This is a genomic window from Rhodopseudomonas infernalis (assembly GCF_022271405.1).
Taxonomy (GTDB): Bacteria; Pseudomonadota; Alphaproteobacteria; order Rhizobiales; family Xanthobacteraceae; genus Rhodopseudomonas; species Rhodopseudomonas infernalis.
Window position 1 is genome coordinate 25,572 of sequence record NZ_JAJNAL010000032.1, and the last position, 20,347, is coordinate 45,918.

22 protein-coding genes and 1 tRNA gene are annotated in these 20,347 nt (G+C 64.2%); 13 read left to right on the forward strand and 10 right to left on the reverse strand.

What is annotated here, in order from left to right; genetic code table 11:
* Positions 1-10: 10 nt before the first annotated feature.
* The 3 genes from mmsB to LPW26_RS19065 all read left to right on the forward strand — a co-directional run bounded on the left by mmsB (position 11) and on the right by LPW26_RS19065 (position 3,648).
* Complete coding sequence (gene mmsB, locus LPW26_RS19055) at positions 11-898, forward strand: 3-hydroxyisobutyrate dehydrogenase (protein WP_238737153.1); 888 nt, start codon at positions 11-13, stop codon at positions 896-898.
* Between the two features lie 162 nt (positions 899-1,060).
* On the forward strand, positions 1,061-2,782 hold the full coding sequence (locus LPW26_RS19060; RefSeq protein ID WP_238737155.1) for an AMP-binding protein: 1,722 nt from the start codon (positions 1,061-1,063) through the stop codon (positions 2,780-2,782).
* An 89-nt stretch (positions 2,783-2,871) separates the two neighbouring features.
* Positions 2,872-3,648 carry a cyclase family protein gene (locus tag LPW26_RS19065; protein ID WP_238737157.1) on the forward strand — a complete coding sequence of 259 codons (777 nt, stop codon included), beginning with the start codon at positions 2,872-2,874 and terminating at the stop codon, positions 3,646-3,648.
* A 21-nt stretch (positions 3,649-3,669) separates the two neighbouring features.
* Here LPW26_RS19065 and LPW26_RS19070 read toward each other — a convergent pair whose 3' ends face one another.
* From LPW26_RS19070 to LPW26_RS19080, 3 genes are all read right to left on the reverse strand, one after another.
* Positions 3,670-4,560, reverse strand: a complete 891-nt coding sequence (locus LPW26_RS19070; protein WP_238737158.1) for a crotonase/enoyl-CoA hydratase family protein — start codon at positions 4,558-4,560, stop codon at positions 3,670-3,672.
* A 204-nt stretch (positions 4,561-4,764) separates the two neighbouring features.
* Entirely contained in the window at positions 4,765-6,180 is a 1,416-nt protein-coding gene (locus LPW26_RS19075) for an amidase (RefSeq protein ID WP_238737159.1), read from the reverse strand.
* Positions 6,173-7,345, reverse strand: a complete 1,173-nt coding sequence (locus LPW26_RS19080; RefSeq protein WP_238737160.1) for a M20 aminoacylase family protein — start codon at positions 7,343-7,345, stop codon at positions 6,173-6,175. The genes LPW26_RS19075 and LPW26_RS19080 overlap by 8 nt, the downstream gene beginning before the upstream one ends.
* Positions 7,346-7,837: 492 nt before the next feature.
* Between LPW26_RS19080 and LPW26_RS19085 the strand changes: the two genes are divergently transcribed.
* Positions 7,838-9,832, forward strand: a complete 1,995-nt coding sequence (locus LPW26_RS19085; protein ID WP_238737161.1) for an ATP-binding protein — start codon at positions 7,838-7,840, stop codon at positions 9,830-9,832.
* 40 nt (positions 9,833-9,872) lie between these two features.
* Positions 9,873-9,959: transfer RNA gene (locus LPW26_RS19090), tRNA-Leu, on the forward strand.
* A gap of 22 nt (positions 9,960-9,981) precedes the next feature.
* On the opposite strand, the gene LPW26_RS19095 is transcribed toward LPW26_RS19090, so the two are convergent.
* Positions 9,982-10,431: a hypothetical protein gene (locus LPW26_RS19095; RefSeq protein WP_238737162.1), complete on the reverse strand. Its 450-nt coding sequence runs from the start codon at positions 10,429-10,431 to the stop codon at positions 9,982-9,984.
* Between the two features lie 299 nt (positions 10,432-10,730).
* Here LPW26_RS19095 and LPW26_RS19100 point away from each other — a divergent pair, with 299 nt between their 5' ends.
* A complete protein-coding gene (locus LPW26_RS19100) occupies positions 10,731-11,204 on the forward strand; it encodes a hypothetical protein (protein WP_238737163.1) in 474 nt (157 codons plus the stop codon).
* Here LPW26_RS19100 and LPW26_RS19105 read toward each other — a convergent pair.
* On the reverse strand, positions 11,177-11,986 hold the full coding sequence (locus LPW26_RS19105) for an RMD1 family protein (RefSeq protein ID WP_238737165.1): 810 nt from the start codon (positions 11,984-11,986) through the stop codon (positions 11,177-11,179). The genes LPW26_RS19100 and LPW26_RS19105 overlap by 28 nt on opposite strands.
* A gap of 139 nt (positions 11,987-12,125) precedes the next feature.
* On the opposite strand from LPW26_RS19105, the gene LPW26_RS19110 reads away from it, so the two are divergent.
* Positions 12,126-12,530 carry a twin-arginine translocation pathway signal gene (locus LPW26_RS19110; RefSeq protein ID WP_238737167.1) on the forward strand — a complete coding sequence of 135 codons (405 nt, stop codon included), beginning with the start codon at positions 12,126-12,128 and terminating at the stop codon, positions 12,528-12,530.
* A gap of 13 nt (positions 12,531-12,543) precedes the next feature.
* On the opposite strand, the gene LPW26_RS19115 is transcribed toward LPW26_RS19110, so the two are convergent.
* Positions 12,544-13,758 carry an FAD-dependent monooxygenase gene (locus LPW26_RS19115; RefSeq protein WP_238737168.1) on the reverse strand — a complete coding sequence of 405 codons (1,215 nt, stop codon included), beginning with the start codon at positions 13,756-13,758 and terminating at the stop codon, positions 12,544-12,546.
* 7 nt (positions 13,759-13,765) lie between these two features.
* The gene (locus tag LPW26_RS19120) at positions 13,766-14,011 is read right to left on the reverse strand and encodes a zinc-finger domain-containing protein (RefSeq protein WP_054165255.1); all 246 of its coding nucleotides are present in this window, start codon (positions 14,009-14,011) and stop codon (positions 13,766-13,768) included.
* Positions 14,012-14,219: 208 nt separating this feature from the next.
* On the opposite strand from LPW26_RS19120, the gene LPW26_RS19125 reads away from it, so the two are divergent.
* From LPW26_RS19125 to LPW26_RS19140, 4 genes are all read left to right on the forward strand, one after another.
* Positions 14,220-15,380 carry a hypothetical protein gene (locus tag LPW26_RS19125; RefSeq protein ID WP_238737169.1) on the forward strand — a complete coding sequence of 387 codons (1,161 nt, stop codon included), beginning with the start codon at positions 14,220-14,222 and terminating at the stop codon, positions 15,378-15,380.
* 257 nt (positions 15,381-15,637) lie between these two features.
* Positions 15,638-16,393 carry an alpha/beta fold hydrolase gene (locus LPW26_RS19130; RefSeq protein ID WP_238737170.1) on the forward strand — a complete coding sequence of 252 codons (756 nt, stop codon included), beginning with the start codon at positions 15,638-15,640 and terminating at the stop codon, positions 16,391-16,393.
* Between the two features lie 211 nt (positions 16,394-16,604).
* Positions 16,605-17,432, forward strand: a complete 828-nt coding sequence (cysE, locus tag LPW26_RS19135) for a serine O-acetyltransferase (protein WP_238737171.1) — start codon at positions 16,605-16,607, stop codon at positions 17,430-17,432.
* Positions 17,433-17,584: 152 nt separating this feature from the next.
* Positions 17,585-17,800 (forward strand): DUF3126 family protein, encoded by a 216-nt coding sequence (locus tag LPW26_RS19140; protein WP_119858697.1) that lies wholly within the window; start codon positions 17,585-17,587, stop codon positions 17,798-17,800.
* 231 nt (positions 17,801-18,031) lie between these two features.
* On the opposite strand, the gene LPW26_RS19145 is transcribed toward LPW26_RS19140, so the two are convergent.
* Positions 18,032-18,739, reverse strand: a complete 708-nt coding sequence (locus tag LPW26_RS19145) for a hypothetical protein (RefSeq protein ID WP_238737172.1) — start codon at positions 18,737-18,739, stop codon at positions 18,032-18,034.
* 167 nt (positions 18,740-18,906) lie between these two features.
* Here LPW26_RS19145 and LPW26_RS19150 point away from each other — a divergent pair, with 167 nt between their 5' ends.
* Both LPW26_RS19150 and LPW26_RS19155 read left to right on the forward strand, forming a co-directional pair.
* Entirely contained in the window at positions 18,907-19,245 is a 339-nt protein-coding gene (locus tag LPW26_RS19150) for a DUF6949 family protein (RefSeq protein ID WP_238737196.1), read from the forward strand.
* 74 nt (positions 19,246-19,319) lie between these two features.
* The gene (locus LPW26_RS19155; protein ID WP_238737173.1) at positions 19,320-19,850 is read left to right on the forward strand and encodes a gamma carbonic anhydrase family protein; all 531 of its coding nucleotides are present in this window, start codon (positions 19,320-19,322) and stop codon (positions 19,848-19,850) included.
* A 47-nt stretch (positions 19,851-19,897) separates the two neighbouring features.
* Here LPW26_RS19155 and LPW26_RS19160 read toward each other — a convergent pair whose 3' ends face one another.
* Both LPW26_RS19160 and LPW26_RS19165 read right to left on the reverse strand, forming a co-directional pair.
* Positions 19,898-20,056: a hypothetical protein gene (locus tag LPW26_RS19160; RefSeq protein ID WP_238737174.1), complete on the reverse strand. Its 159-nt coding sequence runs from the start codon at positions 20,054-20,056 to the stop codon at positions 19,898-19,900.
* 11 nt (positions 20,057-20,067) lie between these two features.
* Entirely contained in the window at positions 20,068-20,280 is a 213-nt protein-coding gene (locus LPW26_RS19165) for a hypothetical protein (RefSeq protein ID WP_238737175.1), read from the reverse strand.
* Positions 20,281-20,347: the final 67 nt, after the last annotated feature.

Genomic DNA, 20,347 nt, shown 5'->3' on the forward strand with positions numbered 1-20,347 from the left:
GGGGACGAACATGACGGCCATCGCATTCATCGGTCTCGGCAACATGGGCGGCCCGATGGCCGTCAATCTGGCCAAGGCCGGCCAACAGGTCACCGGCTTCGATCTGGCCGCAGCGTCGTGCGACGCCGTCAAGGCGGAGGGAGTCGCGACCGCGAAGAGTGCGATCGATGCGGTGCAAGGTGCCGACGTGATCGTCACCATGCTGCCCGCCGGCAAGCACGTTCTGTCGGTGTGGAACGAGATCCTGCCGCACGTCGAGAAGGGCGCGTTGATCATCGATTGCTCGACGATCGACGTCGAGAGCTCCGTGCAGGCGCATGCGCTGGCGGCGAAGCTCGGTGCGGCTTCGGTCGACGCGCCGGTCTCCGGCGGCACCGGCGGCGCCAAGGCGGCGACGCTGACCTTCATGGCCGGCGGCAGCGAGGCGGCGTTCGCGGCCGCCAAGCCGGTGCTCGAACTGATGGGCAAGAAGATCGTGCATTGCGGCGGCGCCGGCGCGGGGCAGGCGGCGAAGATCTGCAACAACATGATCCTCGGCATTTCGATGATCGCGGTGGGTGAGGCCTTCACGCTCGCTGAAAAACTCGGCCTGTCGCATCAGGCGCTGTTCGACGTCGCTTCGACCTCGTCGGGCCAGTGCTGGTCGCTGACGACCTATTGCCCGGTGCCGGGCCCGGTGCCGACCTCGCCGGCCAACAACGGCTACAAGCCCGGCTTCGCCGCCGCGCTGATGCTGAAGGACCTCAACCTGTCGCAGGAAGCCGCAAAGTCCTCCGGCGCCGCCACCCCGCTCGGGTCGCATGCCGCCGAGCTCTACGCGGCGTTCGAGCAGGCCGGCCACGGCGGCACGGATTTTTCGGGAATCATCAACTACCTGCGCGAGCAGGGACGGAAGTAAGCATTTTGATGTTTCGCACGGTGGCGCCACCATAATGGCCGTCATGCGCGGGCTTGACCCGCGCATCCATCACTCTTCGGAAGTAGATGGATTGCCGGGTCAAGCCCGGCAATGACGGATAAACTGGAGGTGGACGCCGTGCCTCGCAAGCGAGGTGTTGCCATGACCACGTTCCAGCAAGCTCGTTCGTTTCTTCTCGAACATCGCACCAACTACGCGGCCGCCGTCGCCGGCTTCCGCTGGCCCGATCCGGTTCCGTTCAACTGGGCGCTCGACTGGTTCGACGCCGAACTCGCCGCGAATGCTGAGAGCCGCGATCGTGCGGCGCTGTGGATCGTTGACGGCGCCACCGGCAACGAGGTCAAGCCGACCTTCGCGCAGCTCTCCAAGCGCTCCAATCAGGTCGCGAACTATCTCCGTGGCAAGGGTCTGAAGCGCGGCGATCATCTGTTGCTGCTGCTCGGCAATGTCGTTCCGCTGTGGGAGACGATGCTGGCGGCGATCAAGCTCGGTCTCGTCACCATCCCGGCGACCACGTTGCTGTCGCCCGAGGAATTGAGCGACCGGCTCGAGCGCGGCGAGGCCAAAGCTGTGATCGCGGCGCCGGATCAAGTCGCAAAGTTCAAGAACCTCGGTGGCGGCGATCTGCTGCGCATCGTCGTCGGCGATGCGCAGGACGGCTGGCTCGCTTTCGCGGAAACCGAGCAACAGCCCGACAGCTTCACGCCGGACGGGCCGACTCAGGCCGACGATCCGATGCTGCTGTATTTCACCTCCGGCACCACGGCGAAGCCGAAACTGGTGCGGCACAGTCAGCGCAGCTACCCGGTCGGCGCGCTGTCGACGATGTTCTGGCTCGGGCTGCAGCCCGGCGACGTCCATCTCAACATCTCCTCGCCGGGCTGGGCCAAGCACGCCTGGAGCTGCTTCTTTGCGCCGTGGAATGCCGGCGCCACCGTGTTCGTCGTCAACCAGCCGCGGTTCGACGCCAAGAACCTGCTGGCGACGATCGGCCGTTGCGGCGTCACCACGCTGTGCGCGCCGCCGACGGTGTGGCGGATGTTCATCCAGGAGAAGCTTGCGGACTACAAGGTCAGTCTGCGCGAAGTCTGCGGCGCCGGCGAGCCGCTCAATCCGGAAGTGATCGATCAGGTCAAGGCCGCGTGGGGCACGACCATCCGCGACGGCTACGGTCAGACCGAGACCACCGCGATGGTCGGCAATTCGCCGGGGCAGCCGGTGAAGATCGGTTCGATGGGGCGGCCGCTGCCGGGCTACGTCATCAAGATCACCGATGCGGACGGCCATCCGGCGACCGAGGGTGAGATCACGTTGGCGCTCGGCGACGCGCGGCCCGCCGGACTGATGCAGGGCTATCAGGGCGAGGGCGGCAAGCTCTCCGGCACGGGTGGCGAGGCCTATCGCTCGGGCGACGTCGCGTTCGCCGACCAAGACGGCTACCTGACCTTCGTCGGCCGCACCGACGACGTGTTCAAGTCGTCTGACTACCGGATCTCGCCGTTCGAACTTGAAAGCGTCCTGCTTGAGCACGATCTGGTGGCCGAAGCCGCGGTGGTGCCGAGCCCCGATCCGATCAAGCTGGCGATCCCGAAAGCCTATGTGCTGCTGACCGCCGATGCCGAGCGCTCGCGCGACACTGCGCTGTCGATCTTCAAGCATCTGCAGGGCCGGTTGTCGCCGTTCAAGCGCATCCGCAAGCTCGAACTGGTCACCGAATTGCCGAAGACGATCTCGGGAAAAATCCGCCGCGTGCACCTGCGCCGGATCGAGCATGAGCACGATCAGGCCGATGCACTGCGTGGTGTCGAGTTTCGCGAAGAGGATTTCCCGGAACTGAAAGCCGCGCCCGCGAAGGATGCTTAGGAAGGCTTGGCCGCTGCCGCTTGATATTAAGTGACGGCCGGCAGCGGCAGCAACGTCTGCGGCTTCACACATCGAGAGGGAGGAGCGCGATGCCGAGGAAACTGATCGACATCTCCGTGCCGCTGCAGAACGACGTTCCCGCCGATCCGCCGGGCAATCATCCGAGTATTCAATACATCGATCACCAGCAGGGACTGCCGCACATGCTGCAGTTCTTCCCGGGCCTGAAGGCGGAGGATCTGCCGGACGGGCAGGGCTGGGCGGTCGAGAAGGTGTCACTGTCGACGCACAATGGCACGCATCTCGACGCGCCATGGCATTTCCATCCGACGATGAATCGCGGCGAACGTTCGCTGACGATCGACGAGGTACCGCTCGACTGGTGCCTGCAGCCGGGCGTGAAGCTCGACTTCCGGCATCTGCCGGACGGTTACGTTGTCACCGCCAAGGACGTCGAGAACGAGCTGGCGCGCATCGGGCACACGTTGGCGCCGCTCGAAATCGTGGTGGTCAACACTGCTGCCGGCGCGAAATTCGGCCAGCCTGACTACGTCAATTCGGGATGCGGCGTCGGCTACGAGGCGACGATGTATCTGCTCGAACGCGGCGTCCGGCTGACCGGCACCGATGCGTGGAGCTGGGACGCGCCGTTCGTCTTCACCGCGCAGCGCTACGCGCAGACCAAGGACGCCAGCCTGATCTGGGAAGGCCACAAGGCGGGCCGCCATATCGGCTATTGCCATATCGAGAAGCTGCACAATCTGGAGCTGTTGCCCCCGACCGGCTTCATGGTGTCGTGCTTCCCGGTGAAGATCGAGCGCGCGTCCGCAGGCTGGACGCGCGCCGTCGCGATCTTGGACGAATAAGCGTCGGTCGGGCGCCCGCGCTTACTTGTACTCGCGCTCGTCCCACCACGGGTAGTAAGCCGGCATGTCGGCGGTGACCTTGTTCTTGAACTGCGCCGGACGCTTTTCCAGGAACGAGGAGACGCCTTCCTTGACGTCGTCGGAGCGGCCGCGCTCATAGATGCCACGGCTATCGATCTTGTGCGCTTCCATCGGATCGTCGGCGCCGAGCATGCGCCACATCATCTGCCGGATCAGCGCCACCGACACCGGTGCGGTCTTGGCGGCGATTTCCTTCGCCAGCGTGCGCGCGGTTTCCAGCAACTGATCGGCCGGCACGACGCGGCTCACCAGCTTGCCGGCGAGTGCTTCCTGCGCCGGGAAGACGCGGCCGGTGTAGCACCACTCCAGCGCCTGGGCGATGCCGACGATGCGCGGCAGGAACCAGCTCGAGGCAGCTTCCGGCACGATGCCCCGCTGCGAGAACACGAAGCCGAACCGCGCCGCTTCCGAGGCGATACGAATGTCCATCGCCAGTTGCATGGTGACGCCGATGCCGACCGCCGGGCCGTTCACCGCGGCGATCACAGGCTTGAGGCACTTGAAGATCCGCAGCGTCACCTGGCCGCCGCCGTCACGCACCTGGGGATCGGAGTAATCGACCGAGCCGTCGGCATTGCGCCGCACCGGGCCGCGGCGCGCGTCGCGGTCGAACGTGTCGGCGCCGGAGGAGAGGTCGGCGCCGGCGCAGAACGCGCGGCCTTCGCCGGTGACGATGATGGCGCGGATATTGTCGTCCGCATCCGCCTTGTCGAACGCCTCGATCAGCTCATTCTGCATCGTCGCATTGAACGCGTTGAGCTTGTCGGGACGGTTCAGCGTGATGGTGAGGATCTGATCGGCGACCTCGTATTTGATGGTCTCGTAGGACATCTGGTTTCCTCCAGCGTGTTTTTGTTTGTGAGACGTCATGGCCAAGCTTAACCCGCCATCCAACCCTTATGAAGGAATTGGATGCGCGGGTCGAGCCTGAGCAGTTCGTAGGATGGGTTGAGCGGAGCGATACCCATGCGACTGCGCGTGAGTCGATGGGTATCGCTGCGCTCAACCCATCCTACAATGTCAAAACGCGACTATTCAGCGCGGCGTTTGCGGCCACGGCTTCTGCGCGCCGCGCACGCCTTCGAACGCTTTCGCGATCCTCAGTACGCCGAGATCGTCGTAGCGACGCCCGACGATCTGCACGCCGATCGGAAATCCGCTGCTGCTATATCCGCCGTTGATCGAGGCCGCCGGGTTCTCGGCCATATTCCACGGAACGGTATAGAGAATATGATCGAACGGAAGGTCGGGATCGTCGAGCGGCGAAGGCAGGTCGGCGGCGAAGCTCACCACCGGCGCGACCGGCGAAATCAGGTAGTCGATCTTCTCGAACAGCTTTGCGCCCATCGCCCGCACCGCCATGGTCTGGTTGAAGCCGCGCACCACCTCGACGCCGGACAGCGTTGCTCCGCCCTCGGCCCAGCGCACGATGTAGGGCAGGACTTGCGTGCGCTGCGCTTCGCTGAGCTTGAAGACGTCGTCCCACATCCGCGCGCGCCAGAACGCGTCGAGCCCGTTCATCATCTCGCGGGTGAAGCCGAGCTCAACCTCCTCGACGATCGCGCCCTGCGACTCGAGCAGCCGCGCCGCATCGGTGACGACGCGGCGGACGTCGTCCTCCAGCGCCATGCCGAAGCCGAGATCGGTCAGCAGCCCGATTTTCTTGCCGCGCAGATCGACGTCGAGTTCGCTCCACGCGATGTCCTGCGGCGGCAGGCTCATGCCGTCGCGCGGATCGGGTTGCGACAGCACGCTCATCATCAGCGCGGAATCGTCGACCGTGCGGGTCATCGGTCCGGCGCATCGGCCGACATAGGGCGGATCGATCGGCACGCGGCCGAGCGACGGCTTCAGCGCAAAGATCCCGCACCAGTTCGCCGGCAGCCGCACCGAGCCGCCGATATCCGTGCCGAGATGCAACGGCCCGTAGCCGGCCGCGCCCGCCGCGCCGGCACCGGCCGAGGAGCCGCCGGTGTTCTGCGTCACATCCCACGGATTGCGGGTGATGCCGTGAAAGCTCGATAGGCCCGACGACAGCATGCCGAAGTCCGGCATCGTCGTCTTGCTCCAGACGATGCCGCCGGCCTCGCGCAGCCGCGCCGCAGGCGGTGCGTCCACCGCCGCAGGCGTCAGCGCGGTGATCGGCACGCCGAGCGGCACCGGCGTGCCCTTTGTCGCCACGTTCTCCTTGATGGTCACCGGAATGCCGTCGAGCATGCCCTGTGGTTCGCCCTTCTGCCAGCGCTCGGTCGAGGCCCGCGCCGCGATGCGGGCGCCATCGGGATCGAAGGCGTACAGCGCATTGATATGCGGCTCCCAGCGCTCGGCCTGGGCGATCACCGCGTCCATCACGTCGGTGGGCGAGAACTGCTTGGTGTAGTAACCGGCGAGCAGCTCGGTGGCGGAGAGCTCGTGCAGCGCGGTTGCCGTGGTGGAGATGCCGTCAGACATGGGCGGCCACCGGAAGGCGGGTTTCGACGATCCGCGCGAACATGCTGGCGCCGATCGGCAGGATCTTGTCGTCGAGCACGTAGCCGGGATTGTGCACCGGCACGTCGCCATCGTGGCCGACCCAGAAGTAAGCGCCGGGGATCGCCTGCAGCATGTCGGCGAAATCCTCGCTGCCCATTTTCGGCTGCTCGCGCAGCTTGACGTTGGCATCGCCGACCACGCCGCGCGCGACTTCCGCGACCACATCGCTCTGCGCCTGCTGATTCACCAGCACGCTGAAGATGTCGCGGATATCGACGGTGATCTCGACATCGAACGCCGCCGCGATGCCGGCGGCCAGCGCCCGCATCCGCTCGCGCACCAGCTTGCGGACGTCATCGGAGAAGCATCGGACGGTGCCGGCGAGGCGGGCTTCGCCGGGAATGACGTTGTAGGCCGATCCGGCGTGAATCTGCGTGATCGACAACACGGCCGATTGCAGCGGATCGACGTTGCGGCTGACGATGGTCTGCAGCGCCTGGCCGAGCGTCATCGCGATCACCACCGGATCCTTGGAGCGCTCCGGCATCGCGCCGTGCGCGCCGTAGCCCGAGATCGTGATGTCGAAGAAATCGGCGCCGGCCATCGCCGGCCCGGGCAGGATCGCGATCTCGCCATGGGCGAGGTCTGGCGCATTGTGCAGGCCGTAGAGTTCGTCGCACGGGAACTTCTGAAACAGCCCATCCTTCAGCATCGCCCGCGCGCCGCCGAGGCCTTCTTCGGCGGGCTGGAAGATGAAATGCACTGTGCCGTCGAAATTGCGCGTCTCGGCGAGGTAGCGCGCGGTGCCGAGCAGCATGGTGGTGTGCCCGTCATGTCCGCAGCCGTGGAAGCGTCCCGGAATGGTCGAGCGCCATCCGAGGTTGGTGTGCTCCTCCATCGGCAGCGCATCCATGTCGGCGCGCAGGCCGATGCGGCGGCCACTGTCGCCCTTGCCCTTCAGCACGCCGACCACGCCGGTGCCGCCGATCCCGCGGAATACCTCGATGCCCCAGGCATCGAGCTTTTCGGCGACGATATTGGAGGTGCGGACTTCCTCGAAGCCGATCTCCGGGTGCATGTGCAGATCGCGGCGGATCGCGGTCAGCTCGTCGGCGAAAGCGTCGATGCGGTCGATGGTCGGCATGTGAAGGAACACCCTTGCGGTCACAGGTTGAGGCGGAACGTGTCGGCGCTCCGTATGCAAGGACCGGGCAAGGCGAGCGGAGCCTCTGGCGCGGCGAACCCACGCCACACCCGTCCGCCGCACCCGGAGCATGCAGGCACCGTCCGGTATCTCACTCGAAAGTCGGGGGTGATGTCAAAGCGCGCGACCCGCGAAGCCGCCCGGCCACCGCAACCCCGCTTTGCGTTGCGCCGCGCCCTCGACTATGAATGCGGCGCTCTGGCGCGGAAGCAGGCATTGCTGAAGGCAGCTTGCTGACGGGTAGACGGAAGGCATTTAAGACGTCTGGGGCACCGCACGTGTGAGTTCGAGTCACCGCGGCGGCTACCTTCGCTCGAGCTGAATCGCTGACGAGGTTTCCGGATTGCAATTGAGTACGTTCTTCGTTTTTTCAATGATAGGGCCTAGGAATAGTTCGGGGGCAAGATGTCGGATGCGCATTACAGAGTTCGGGTGGAACGAGACCACATAAGGAAGCTGGCCAGCGCGAAGCCCATTCAGGCCGTGGCTGAGCTAATCTGGAATGCCGTTGACGCCGACGCCACGCGGGTAGATTTGGAGATCGACTCCGACGACATCGCTATGCGCTCGGTGACGATCCGGGACAACGGACATGGCATACCGCATTCTGAGGTGGAGGCCGTATTCGGGAAGCTAGGTGGCTCATGGAAGGCGCACGGTTCACGGTCTAAGTCGAAGGGGCGCATCCTGCATGGCAAGGAGGGAAAGGGGCGCTTCAAGGCGCTGGCGCTCGGTCGAGTTGCGGACTGGACTATCCGCTTCCGTGATAGCGGAAAGCTATATGGCTACAAAATCACGGTCATCAGGGATGATTTAGTTGACGTGCGAGTTACTGACCCAGTGGAGGTCGAGCAACGTTTAAAGACGGGTGTCGAGGTCCGGATCACCGAACTCGACAGGGTCTACCGGTCCCTTGATCCTCAGTACGCAGTCCAATCGTTGTCCGAGATCTTCGCCCTCTATCTGACCGACTATGCAGACGTGGGAATATTCATCGAAGGAGAACGCCTCGATCCGTCAAAGGCGATCGCCAGCCGTGAGAAATTCCCGCTGTCGCCGATCACAGATGATGGCAAGGAGTACCCGGCAGAGGTCGAAGTTATACAATGGACGGCCGCGTCGGAGAGGTGGTTTTTTCTATGCGGTCCCGAAGGGTTTCCCTTCCAGCGCCTTACGCCGAAGTTTCACACGCCAGGCTTCCAATTCTCAGCCTATCTGAAGTCCACATTCATCGGAGCACTCCAAGAGCAGGGCCTTCTCGACCTTGCGGAGATGAACTTCCCATTGCAGGCGGCTTACGACGAGGCCTCGGAGGTCATAAAGGCGTTCTTCAAAACCAAGGAGGTCGAGGCCGCGCAGTCGGAGATCGATCAGTGGAAGGCCGAGGAAATCTATCCCTATCGTTTCGAACCTTTGACAACCGTAGAAAAGGCGGAGCGGCAGGTATTCGATATAGTCGCTCTGAACGTGAACAAGCACCTGCAAGATTTTGGGGAGCAGAGCAGGCGTACCAAGGCATTCCAGTTGCGGATGCTGAGGCAGGCGATCGAACGGGGGCCTGATGAACTCCAGCACATCTTAACAGAGGTGCTCGATTTGCCAGAAAGGACGCAGAAGGAGCTATCCAAACTTCTCGAAGAGGCTGATCTCGCAAACGTAATCAGCGCGTCGAAGCTGGTGGCCGACCGTCTCAAATTCGTCTATGGCCTTGAAACATTGCTTTTTGATCCTGACAGCAAGAAATTGCTGAAGGAGCGAAGCCAACTCCATCGCATGATTGCCGAGAACAATACCTGGATCTTCGGCGAAGAATTCAACCTTACTGTTGATGATCAATCTTTGTCTGAGGTCCTACGCAAGCATCGCAAGCTTATTGGTGATGACACGATGATTGATCAGCCTGTCAAGAGGATTGATGGGAAGGTCGGCATAGTCGATCTCATGTTATCCAGATCTGTGCCGCAGAATCACGCGGACGAGCGCGAGCATCTGGTGGTCGAACTCAAGAGGCCGTCAGTGAAAGTCGGTGCCGATGAGATCACGCAGGTTAAGAAGTATGCTTTCACTGTTGCCCACGACGAGAGATTCCGTCACCTGAAAACCCGGTGGAGCTTCTGGGTTCTCTCCAACGACCTCGACGCATTCGCCCGTGTCGAGACGAGGCAGAAGGGAAAAGCACGGGGGCAGGTCTTCCAGTCTGAAGACGGCAGCATAGAGGTCTGGGTAAAAACCTGGGCCGAAGTTCTTGCGGAATGCAAGTCGAGGATGAAGTTTGTTCAAGAGCATCTTCAAGCAAACGTCGATAAAGAGAGCTCTCTCCGGTACCTAAAAAAGACGTATGAGAAATATTTGACCGGGGTTTCCGAGATCGAGCAGGAAGATTCGGTCGCAGACGAAGCGGTTGCCCAACAAGAGGATGCGTCGTAACAGAGGGCCCTTGAACGATTAGGCAGAGAACTATCTTTATGCGGACGTGGCGAAACTGGTAGACGCAAGGGACTTAAAATCCCTCGATGGCAACGTCGTGCGGGTTCGACCCCCGCCGTCCGCACCAAAGCGCTCTCAAAGTCAACGTGTCACGTTGTAGTTTTCTTCCATCTCATTGCAGTCTTGGCAACTGAGCCTACCGGCATCCTGCCTTCTTTGTCATCAGTGAAGCCAAGATGTCTCATAACCGCTGCTTGGACAAACCCTGCATTCAAGGTCCCTCCGTCATGCGGCATGTACCTTTCGCCTAAGGCGGCTACCAGCAGGGGCTCAGTTCCTGCGAGAGCGGGAAGGCCCTTCGCTGTAGCTATCAGTGCGGCCTCCTTGCCTTCTTTAGACCAGATGATTTCCTCCATTTTTGTGAAAGTTGGGTCATCTGATTTCATTTGCCCTGAACTTAGCGAGAGGCCGAGCGAGTCGATCAGTTCGATAATCTCTTTTCCTCCGTTCTCAAATTTTCTTCTCGCATTTTCGTAGAGAATCGCGCGTTTGTTCGGGGACATCGCGATCAAATCTTCAGCAGTTAATCTCTTGGGCATGAAGTAACTCTAGGCTGAAGTGGCGGGTGATTCGCATTCAAGTATATCGATGATATCGTTTCAAACGAAGACGATTAGTATGTCTCGATGGAACACCATTCGAAGGTAGTGAGCGGTGTCCCCCTCTTTATTTCGCTGCGCCCTCGTCTCCCGAACACCGCTCCAACAGCCGCAAGATCGACCTGTCCTCCTCCGCGTTGATGGCGTTCTCGGCGGGGCCAGGTGCTGTCGCGAGGCGCGGGGGGCTCGCGTCCCAGCTGGACCTTGGTTGGCAGATCGGGCGGCGAACGCGAACAGTAATGATCGAGACAGAGCAGGCCGAGCTACCGTGGAAGGGCGGCCGAGCGCGTCATGGTTTCATCGAGCCAGTGTTTGAGATGCACATTGCGCATGGCGTAAATCCAGCGCGAATTGGTGATCGGCAGCGCCTCGCGGAAATTGTCGGTGCTGAAGTTGTTTTAGAGATAGAAATAGCCGGCGCGGACGCCTTCGTGGAAGCGCAGCCATTCTTCGGGAACGGCGCTTTTTCGCGGAAGATCGGGACGACCGCCAGCGCCGGCACGTCGCGGCTCGCGATGGCGCGGTCGATGGCGCGGGCGCGCCGCACGAACGGCCGCGCAGCGGGTCTTTCAAGCCCGACATTTCCGTTGATCCCATGCGATTGCCGATCGGCAGAGGAGATCGATTGCGATGATTGTTGGACCGCACGGCATTGCAAACTTTGCAAAGCCACAGCGCGCCCCGCTCAATGCGGGCGCCCCATCGCGATCTGAACCACGGCGATGACCACTTCGAATGCGATCAGCAGGACCACGATCAGTTCGAGGCGCAGTGCGCGGCGGGTATCGATGATGTCGGCGAGGGTGGAGGCGGTTTCGGCGACGACGGCGAGCTTGCGGTTAAGCGTGTCGACGCGCTCCTTCAGTTCGTATTCGTCCTCGAGGCGCGCGTAGAGTCGCTCGAGGTCGGGGCGCTCCCACAGCGCGTCGGGCTTTTCGGTGATGGCGACCCGGCCGGAGACGCGGTGCTGCACCAGCAGTGCGTGGCCGATCAGCTTCATCATCGCCGGCCGGCTGCGCCTGGTGTGGCCGTGCTCGGCGAGTTCGCGGGCGAACGGCTCGATGACTTCGAACACCTTGGCGACTTCGCGTTCGTCGTGCGCCAGCACGACGCTTTTGGCCAGCACGTCGGCGATGATCAGCAGGCGCTCCAGCGACATCTGCCGCAGCTGGATCGGGCCGCCCGCCGCGACCTGATCGTCACCGTCGAGCTGGAAGGCAGCGGTCTCGTCGTCGATGGCGCCGAACGGGCCGCCGATTCGCGGCTTCAGGCGGTCGAGGAAGGCGGCTTCCTCTGTTGCGCTCAGGCCGATCGACACCACGACGCCGTAGCGGAACAGCACCGCAACGCCGGCGCCGGCGCGCACCGCCAGCGGCACCGACGACAACGCCTGCTCCTCGAAGCCCACGGTGTTGATCCGGTCGCCGACATACATCGCGTGCGCGCTGGCCTTGTCGGCGAAGCTGTCTGCGGAAAACGTCGGTGGGGTCGACATGCGGCGGTCCTGCTGTGGCCTTGCGTGTCCCGAGGGACCCTATCGCCGCGCTTTCGACGCGCCAAGGCAGGGCCGGCCACACTGCGGACATGCGATGCTGATTTTACGAATGCTTGGTTTCTGTCTATAGACGCGGCCCATGACGGTTTCTTTCAGGCTTTGTCGTTTTGCGATGCTCGGCGCCATCTTGCTGGCGGGGGCGGGGGTGTCCGGCTGCGCGGCGATCGGCGACAGCGCGATGTCGCAGGCATTCGTCGATCCGGCGCGCTACGAGCTGTACAGCTGCGAGCAGCTTGCGGCCGAACGCAAAAGCCTCGACGCGCGGCTTACCGAGCTAAATGGGCTGATGCGCAAGGCGGAGACCGGGGTCGCCGGCTCGGTCGTCTCCGAAGTGGCGTATCGCAACGACTACATCAACGTGAAGGCGCAGTCGCGGCTGGCCGAACAGACCTGGCGCGACAACAAATGCACCGAGGCGCCTGCCGCGGCAGCGGCGCCTGCCGTGCCGCCGGCTCCGTCGCCGCGTGGCCGTGCGGCCCGCTGAGCGAACGCGCGCTCTAAAGCTTCCAGTCGTAGATCCAGGCTTGCCGCGCCAGCAGCCGCGCGCCGCCGAGCGCCTGCATGGCGAGGTCGCGTGCCAGCGCCATCGGGCCGGCGAGGTGATAGATCTGGCCGTTCTGGCGGGCGAGCCGCTGGACCCGTGCCACCCGCGCGCGGCGGGCTTCGGCATAGCGCTGCAGCGCGGCGGGCACGGACAGCGCGTCGCCCGTCCCACCACTGCCATGGCTGTCGCCGAGGCACTGCGCCAGCACTGCGGCATCCTCGATCGCCATGCCGGCGCCCTGTGCTGCGAAGGGCAGCATGCCGTGCGCGGCATCGCCGAGCAGGGCAGTGGCGCCGGCGGTCCAGGCGCCGTCCTCGGGCATCGTGAACAGCGCCCATTTTTTCCAGCTATCGACCGCATCGATCAGCCGCCGCGCAGGCGCGGCCCATCCGGCGGCGGCAAAGCGATCGCTGATCTCGCGCGGTTCGCCCGGTGCGCTCCAGCCCTCGCGCTGCCAATCGTCGGGCATGATCGCGACCAGGTTGATCAGCCGCCCGCCGGAGATCGGATACACCACCAGGTGCGCGTGGGGGCCCATCCACAGCTGCACGCCGCGTAGCGGCTCGGTGTACGGCAGCGTCAGCGCGTCGATGGTGCCGCGCCAGGCGATCAGTCCACTGAACCGCGGCTGCGTCTGCGGAAACAGTTGCCCACGCACCGCGGACCAGATGCCGTCGGCGCCGATCAGCGCCAGCGCCTGCGTCTCGCAGCGCTCGCTTTGGTGGCGATATACGACGGTGATGCCGTGGGTCTGGCTGGCGTAGGTCTCGACCGCGCAGCCGAGCCGCAGCTCGATGGCCGGCTCGTCGCGGACGCGCGCGATGAGCGCGCCCTGCAGATCGCCACGGTGGATCACCCAATACGGCGCACCGGCGCGCGCCGCGGCCTGCGCGCCGAGCGGCAGCCGCACCAGCGCGCGGCCGCTGCGGGCGCTCATCACGGTCACCGCATCGGGCATCAGCGCGCGCGGTGCCAGTTGATCGGCAACGCCGAGATCGACCAGCACGCGGCTGGCATTCGGGGAGAGTTGCAGGCCGGCGCCGGCCTCCGCCAACCGTTCGGCCTTTTCGAGCACGATGACGCGAAAGCCTTTCGCCGCAAGCGCGAGCGAAGCCGTCAGTCCGCCGATTCCCGCACCAGCAACGACGATGGTGCGGCCGGTCGTCACCGCTGGATCAGGCGACCTTGTCCTTCAGCACGCATTCCGGCGGCCGGGCCTGACCGGGCGCGAGATCCGGCGCGTAGCGATACAGCGTCGAGCAATACGGGCAGATGATTTCGTTGTCGTTGCCGAGATCGAGGAACACGTGCGGATGGTCGAACGGCGGGTTGGCGCCGACGCACATGAATTCCTTCGAGCCGATCTCGATCATGGCAACGCCGGCATCGTTTTGGAAATGTGGAACCACGTGGTCGGACATTCAGCTCACCTTTGCTCGCGACGGAGAGGGCACATCACGGTGCAGCGCACCATACCGGCGTCGCTGCATGATTCCTAGACCGCCCGGACAGGCTTTGCCCGTCGAAATTCGACACAATCTCATGATGTTGGAGAAGCCCTTCTTTGGTCGGATCGGTTGTGTCCAAGCTGTGACACCCCCACATGCGACAGATGAGGGTCGAAACGTCATGGGTCTGAAGCTGGGAATTGCAAAGGCCGGCATCGCACTCTGCGCGGTTGCGCTGGTGCTGACGTGGCCGCACGCCCATCGTGCTGCGACGTTTCTTGCCGCACAGGACGACCCCGCGCAACTGGCGGAACTGCAGCTCGGGGCGGCATTACAGCGCGACCCCGGACTGATCGAGCGGCATACCCGCGAGGCGCTCGATGCCCATGATCCAGAGCTTGCGGATAGCCTGGTGCAGCTTGCCGCCAGCCGGAACGTCACGCTGCCCGAGGACCTCAAGCAGCAAGTCGCCCAAACCGTCGTAGCCGAGCGCTCGGCGACCGGAGTCGCCACCAGGTTCGCGACCGGCCTGATCACCGGCAAGGCCGAGGACGGCGCCAGCCTGTCCGGCACCATGGCGGGCGACCTGTTCGTGTTCGGCGACATCCGCGACGTCGTGCGCGAGGGCAGCAATCTGGCGACCGGCGCGGAGGCGGACCGGCTGGTGCTCGGCCTGGCCGCCGCGGGCATCGCCATCACCGCCGCCACCTATGTGACGGTCGGCGGCGCCACGCCGGTTCGCGCCGGGCTGACGTTGGTGAAGGACGCCCGCAAGGTCGGTCGGCTGGGCGAGGGGCTGGCCATGTGGGCCAGCCGTTCAGCCCGCGAGGTGGTCGATACCCCGGCGCTGCGCCGCGCGGTGGCAGATGGAACCGCGGTTCGGCCCGACAAGACGGTAACCGCCGTCAAAGCTGCGTTCCGGACCGAGAAGGCGGGCGGGCTGATGCGGCTCGCCAAGGATGTCGGCCGGGTCGGCGAAAAGGCCGGCACCCGCGGCGCGCTCGATACGCTGAAAATTTCCCAGAGCCCCAAGGACGTCGCCCGCGCGGCGCGGCTCGCCGAATCGAAGGGCAGCCAGACCCGTGCCTTCCTCAAGATCCTTGGCCGCGGCGCGCTGCTGCTCACCACCGGCGCGTGGAATTTCGCCTGGTGGATCTTCGGTGCGCTGATGACCTTGTTCGGCCTCGTCGCCTCGCTGAAATCCGGCGTCGAACGCATGACGCAAAGCTGGATCGACCGCGGCAAGGCCCGCCGCGCGCGGCGAATGCTCGCCGAGGCGAAACGCGCCCAAGCCGAGCGGGTCCGTGCCGGCGCGGTGGGTGGCCTCGCGGCCCCGTCCTAGCCAGCGAAAGGCTTGAAGCGGAAAAAATGCGCTGTTTGCCTCACAATCGTCATTGCGGGGAGCGAAGCGACGAAGCAATCCATCTTTCAACACAGGGTGCGCATGGGTCTGGATTGCTTCGCCTTCTGCTCGCAATGACGTAGAAGTCCGTTCAAGTTCGAACGCGAAGCTGTTCGCCTCCTGGGGTCTGACCTGAGTTTTTACTTCGCAGTCTTCCTCGACTAACAACCCTCCCGCTCACAACATCCGGACAATCAATGCCGAGCTTCGATCACGGCGGAATCGATATCGCGTATTTTGACGACGGCGAGGGTGAGCCGATCGTGCTGGTCCACGGCTTCGCGTCGAACAAGAACGTCAACTGGGTGTATCCGTCCTGGCTGTCGGAATTGAAGCGTGCCGGGCGCCGCGTCATCGCGCTCGACAATCGCGGCCATGGCGAGTCGGCCAAGCTGTACGATCCCGCGGAGTACGAGCTTGCCAAGATGGCGGGCGATGTCGCGGCCCTGATGGACCATCTGGAGATTCCGCGCGCCGATCTGATGGGCTATTCGATGGGTGCGCGGATCAGCGCCAATCTGGCGCGCTGGCAGCCGCAGCGCGTGCGCTCGGTCGTGCTCGGCGGCCTCGGCATGGGGCTGCTCAGCAACGAAGGCCGCCCCGGCGAGAACGTCGCGCAAGCGCTGCTGGCGCCGTCGCTCGACGACGTCTCCGACCCGGTCGGGCGGACGTTTCGTGCGTTCGCCGATCAGACCCGGTCCGATCACGCCGCGCTCGCGGCCTGCATGCGCGGGTCGCGCGGATTGATGAGCCAGGAGGATGCGGCGGCGATCACCGTGCCGGTGCTGATCGCGGTGGGCACCGACGACGACGTCGCCGGCTCGGCGCACGAACTCAGCGGCATCATTCCCGGCTCCGAGGTGCTGGACATCCCGCGCCGCGATCACATGCGGGCGGTCGGCGATCGTGTCTACAAGGAAGGCGTGGTCGCGTTCCTGGCGCGGCGGCCGTGATTGACGCGCGGCCCGGCTTGACCTCGTGCCTGCGCTCCCTACCTCAAAGTTCGCGGGCTCGCGAGGCGATATCGTCCGGTTCCGTGAAAGCCGCTCATGATCAATGGGTTAGCATGTTTAGCGATGGCCTCCCGACGGCGTTCCTCAGCCGCGACAGGTTCGCCGTCGGCGTGCTATAGTGAGCGGAACAGATGAGATCGAGAGAGCCGGCATGGCGATGCATCAGGTCAATCCACAGAATGCGACACTGACGACCCTCGATCCGATCTGGGAGCGGGTGCGCACCGAGGCGGAAGATGTGGTCCGGCGCGAGCCAGAGCTCGCCTCGTTCATCTACGCCAGCGTGCTGCATCATGACCGGCTCGAAGACGCGGTGGTGCATCGGGTCGCGTCGCGGCTCGACCACTCGGCGCTGTCGAGCGATCTGATCCGCCAGACTTTCGAAGACGCGCTGCGCGACGAGCCCGACATGGGCAACGCGTTCCGCGCCGACATGGTGGCGGTGTTCGATCGCGACCCGGCGACCTCGCGGTTCATCGATCCGCTGCTGTACTTCAAGGGCTTCCACGCTATTCAGGCGCATCGTCTGGCGCATTGGCTGCATCTCAAGGGCCGCAAGGATTTCGCGCTGTACCTGCAGAGCCGCGCCTCGGCGGTGTTCCAGACCGACATCAATCCGGCAGCAAAGATCGGCCGCGGCATCTTCCTGGACCACGCCACCGGCCTCGTGGTCGGCGAGACCGCGGTGATCGAGGACGACGTTTCGATCCTGCACGGCGTGACCCTCGGCGGCACCGGCAAGGAGCACGAGGATCGGCATCCCAAGATTCGCCGCGGCGTCATGATCGGCGCCGGCGCCAAGATCCTCGGCAATATCGAAGTCGGCCACTGCGCTCGCATCGCCGCCGGCTCGGTGGTGCTGAAGACGGTGCCGCACAACATGACGGTCGCAGGCGTTCCGGCCAAAGTCGTAGGTGAGGCGGGCTGCGCCGAGCCGTCGCGCACCATGGATCAAATGCTCAACGCGATCGGACTGTGATCGCGCCGCGATTGCGGTTTGCAATTGGACACGAGGGGTTGCGGCGAGCGCCCTGACCCCGTACTGACGGCGGCCCTGCTCGCAGCTGTATCTCGGACCCAGGTGTCTGCAGCGCTGCCAGCCTTGGACCTCATTTAGAATTGGAGATCACCGTGGACGTTCAGGAAGTCAGAAAGCTCGATGCCTATCTGAAGAAGGTATTCGGCAATCAGAAGATCCGCGTGGTGCCGCGGCCCAAGAAGGACGATTCGGCCGAAGTGTATATCGGCGAGGAATTCGTCGGCGTGCTGTTCGTCGACGACGAGGACGACGATCGCTCGTTCCAGTTCCAGATGGCGATCCTCGAAGACGATCTCGCCGACGTGTGAGATCGGCCTCGGCCGCTCGTTGCTGAGCTGACAGCCAGGCGGCGCTTCTTGTTTCCCATCGACTAACAACTCGTCATGGCCGGGCTCGTCCCGGGCATCCACGTCTGTGCCGCGTCTGACGCCGTAAGACGTGGATGCCCGGGACGAGCCCGGGCATGACGTGTGGCGATCTCAGTGTGGACTATCTCTCGACGCACGGGCGGTTAGTCAGAGAAGACGGATTGATCGCCGCTACCCGCGCACGGCGTGGAGCTGTGCGGTGAGGCGATCGATCGCGGTTGCGACGTCGCGCCAGTCTTTCAGCCATTGGCGGGGAAACCGGAAGGTGAGGTCGGCGCCGTCGATGCGGCGCTCGCTGATACACATGCCCGGCGTCTGCCGGTCGCGCGTGCAGCGGGCTGCGAGCTGCGGCTGCTCGGCGGTGATCAGATCTTCGGTGCTGTAGGGCGAGGCCTCGACGAACGGCCGAATGCTGAGTCCGTCCTCGACCTGAGCGGGGGATGGCGCCAAATAGCGCGGCAGGATCGTGCGCAGCCGGGTCTCCGGCGCCAGCGCATCGTGATGCGCCGCGATCGACACGAAGATGCGATCGATCGGATGAAACTCCTCGACGTCCTCGGGCGTGGCGCGCTTCGGCTTTTCCGGCGGCGCCAGCGACGGATAAACGAAGTTGAGGTCGACGCGCTCCTGCGGCCCGGAATGGCGCTGGAATTTCACCCGAAACGCCTTGGTCGGCACGTTGAACAGCGTATCGCCGACGCTGACCGGCGTTCGGTCCGGATCGCCGACGGCCTGGGCGCGCCAGGTCGGCCACAGCAGATAGACCACGACGGCAATCGAGAGGAACGCGATTGTGCTGCCCAGGGCAACCGGCACACGATAGCCTCGCCGCACCGCGGGAGCGGGTCGAAGGCGGGACGCTGACGAAACCGAACGCATTGCAGATCAGAACCCGAAGCGATGAGACCGATGTCGCGCCGCAGCACGAACTGCGGAGCGGACGCTATCCCTCGCACGGTCGCGTTAACCCAAACTTAACGATGCGCTGGCGATCGCTCCGACTTTTTGCGACATCAAGGTGGCTGCGGAGTTGCGAGGTCGTGCCGATGTCGCCGGATGCGTTCAACAATCTGTTCTCGCTGCTGATCGGCTTCGCCGTCGCCGGGGCGCTGGCGAGCGGCTATCAGGCGATGGTGCGACGGCCTGCCGGATTTGGCCTGTTGCAGCAGGGCGTCGTGGCGCAGAGCTTTGCTGCGATCCCGTTCCTGATGTTTGCCGCGCCGTTCATCATCATGCGCAACACGCTGCTCGGCCCGCGTCTGCCCGAGAAGCCCCGCCGCCGCACGGAATTCGTGATGCTCGCGACGGTGCTGGCCGGCACCTGGAGCATGATGTCCGGCACCGTGCTGCTGATGGGGCTGCACGCCGTCGGCGTCATCGCCTGAATTCATCCGGCATCAAAAAGAATTGCCTTGGGCACTGGGCGTTGCCATGACTGGCCCCGCAACAGGAGACCGAAATGGCGATCTACGAGCTGGACGGCAACACGCCTGATCTTCCGCAGGATGGAAACTACTTCATCGCCGAGACCGCGTCAGTGATCGGCAAGGTGCGGCTGCATCCCTCCGCCAGCGTCTGGTTCGGCGCCGTGCTACGCGGCGATAACGAGTGGATCGAGATCGGCGAGGGCTCCAACGTGCAGGACGGTTCGACCTGTCACACCGACCCCGGCTTTCCGCTCACCGTCGGCAAGAATTGCACGATCGGCCACAACGTCATCCTGCACGGCTGCAGCATCGCCGACAACGTGCTGGTCGGCATGGGATCGATCGTGATGAACGGCGCCAAGCTTTCGAGCGGATGCGTCGTCGGTGCCGGCGCGGTCATCACCGAGGGCAAGACGTTTCCGGAGAATTCGCTGATTCTCGGCGCCCCCGCCAAGGCGGTGCGGACGCTCACGCCCGAGCAGGCGAAGGGCATGCTGATGGGCGCGTCCTTCTACGTTGCCAACGGCCAGCGCTACGCCAAGGGCTTGAAGAAGATCGGCTGAACAGCCGATCCCCTCGATTTGGCGGCGCTTGACCGCAGCGCCGCCGACTATCCTTCCGACTCGCTGGCTTCCACCGCGGTCGCGACGCGCTCGTGGCCGGCGGCCCATAGGGCAAAATCCTCGGTGCCCTCTGCGAAGGGATTTGCCTCGGCAGGGATATTCTCACGTGCGGCACGCTCGCCGAGTTCGAACGGGTCGTCAGCCATCGGTCGTCCTTTCAGTGTTTGCCGCGCTGCTCGGCTGGCGCCGGGCGCTTCGCGGCCTTGGCGCTCTTCTTGAGCGCATCCTTGAGATCAATCGGCACGCCGTGCTTCTTGAGCAGATCGGCGAACGCTTCGTCGGCAAGCTCCTGCAGCGTCGCCATGCGGTCACGGCCGAGCTGCTTGAGCTTGTCGAACGTGTCTTCGTCAAACCCGAGCAGCTTCCGCATCGATCGATCTCCTGCGAGCACAAGCCGTCGCCCGGCCAAATCGTTCCGCCCCGGGCGACGCCCGCCC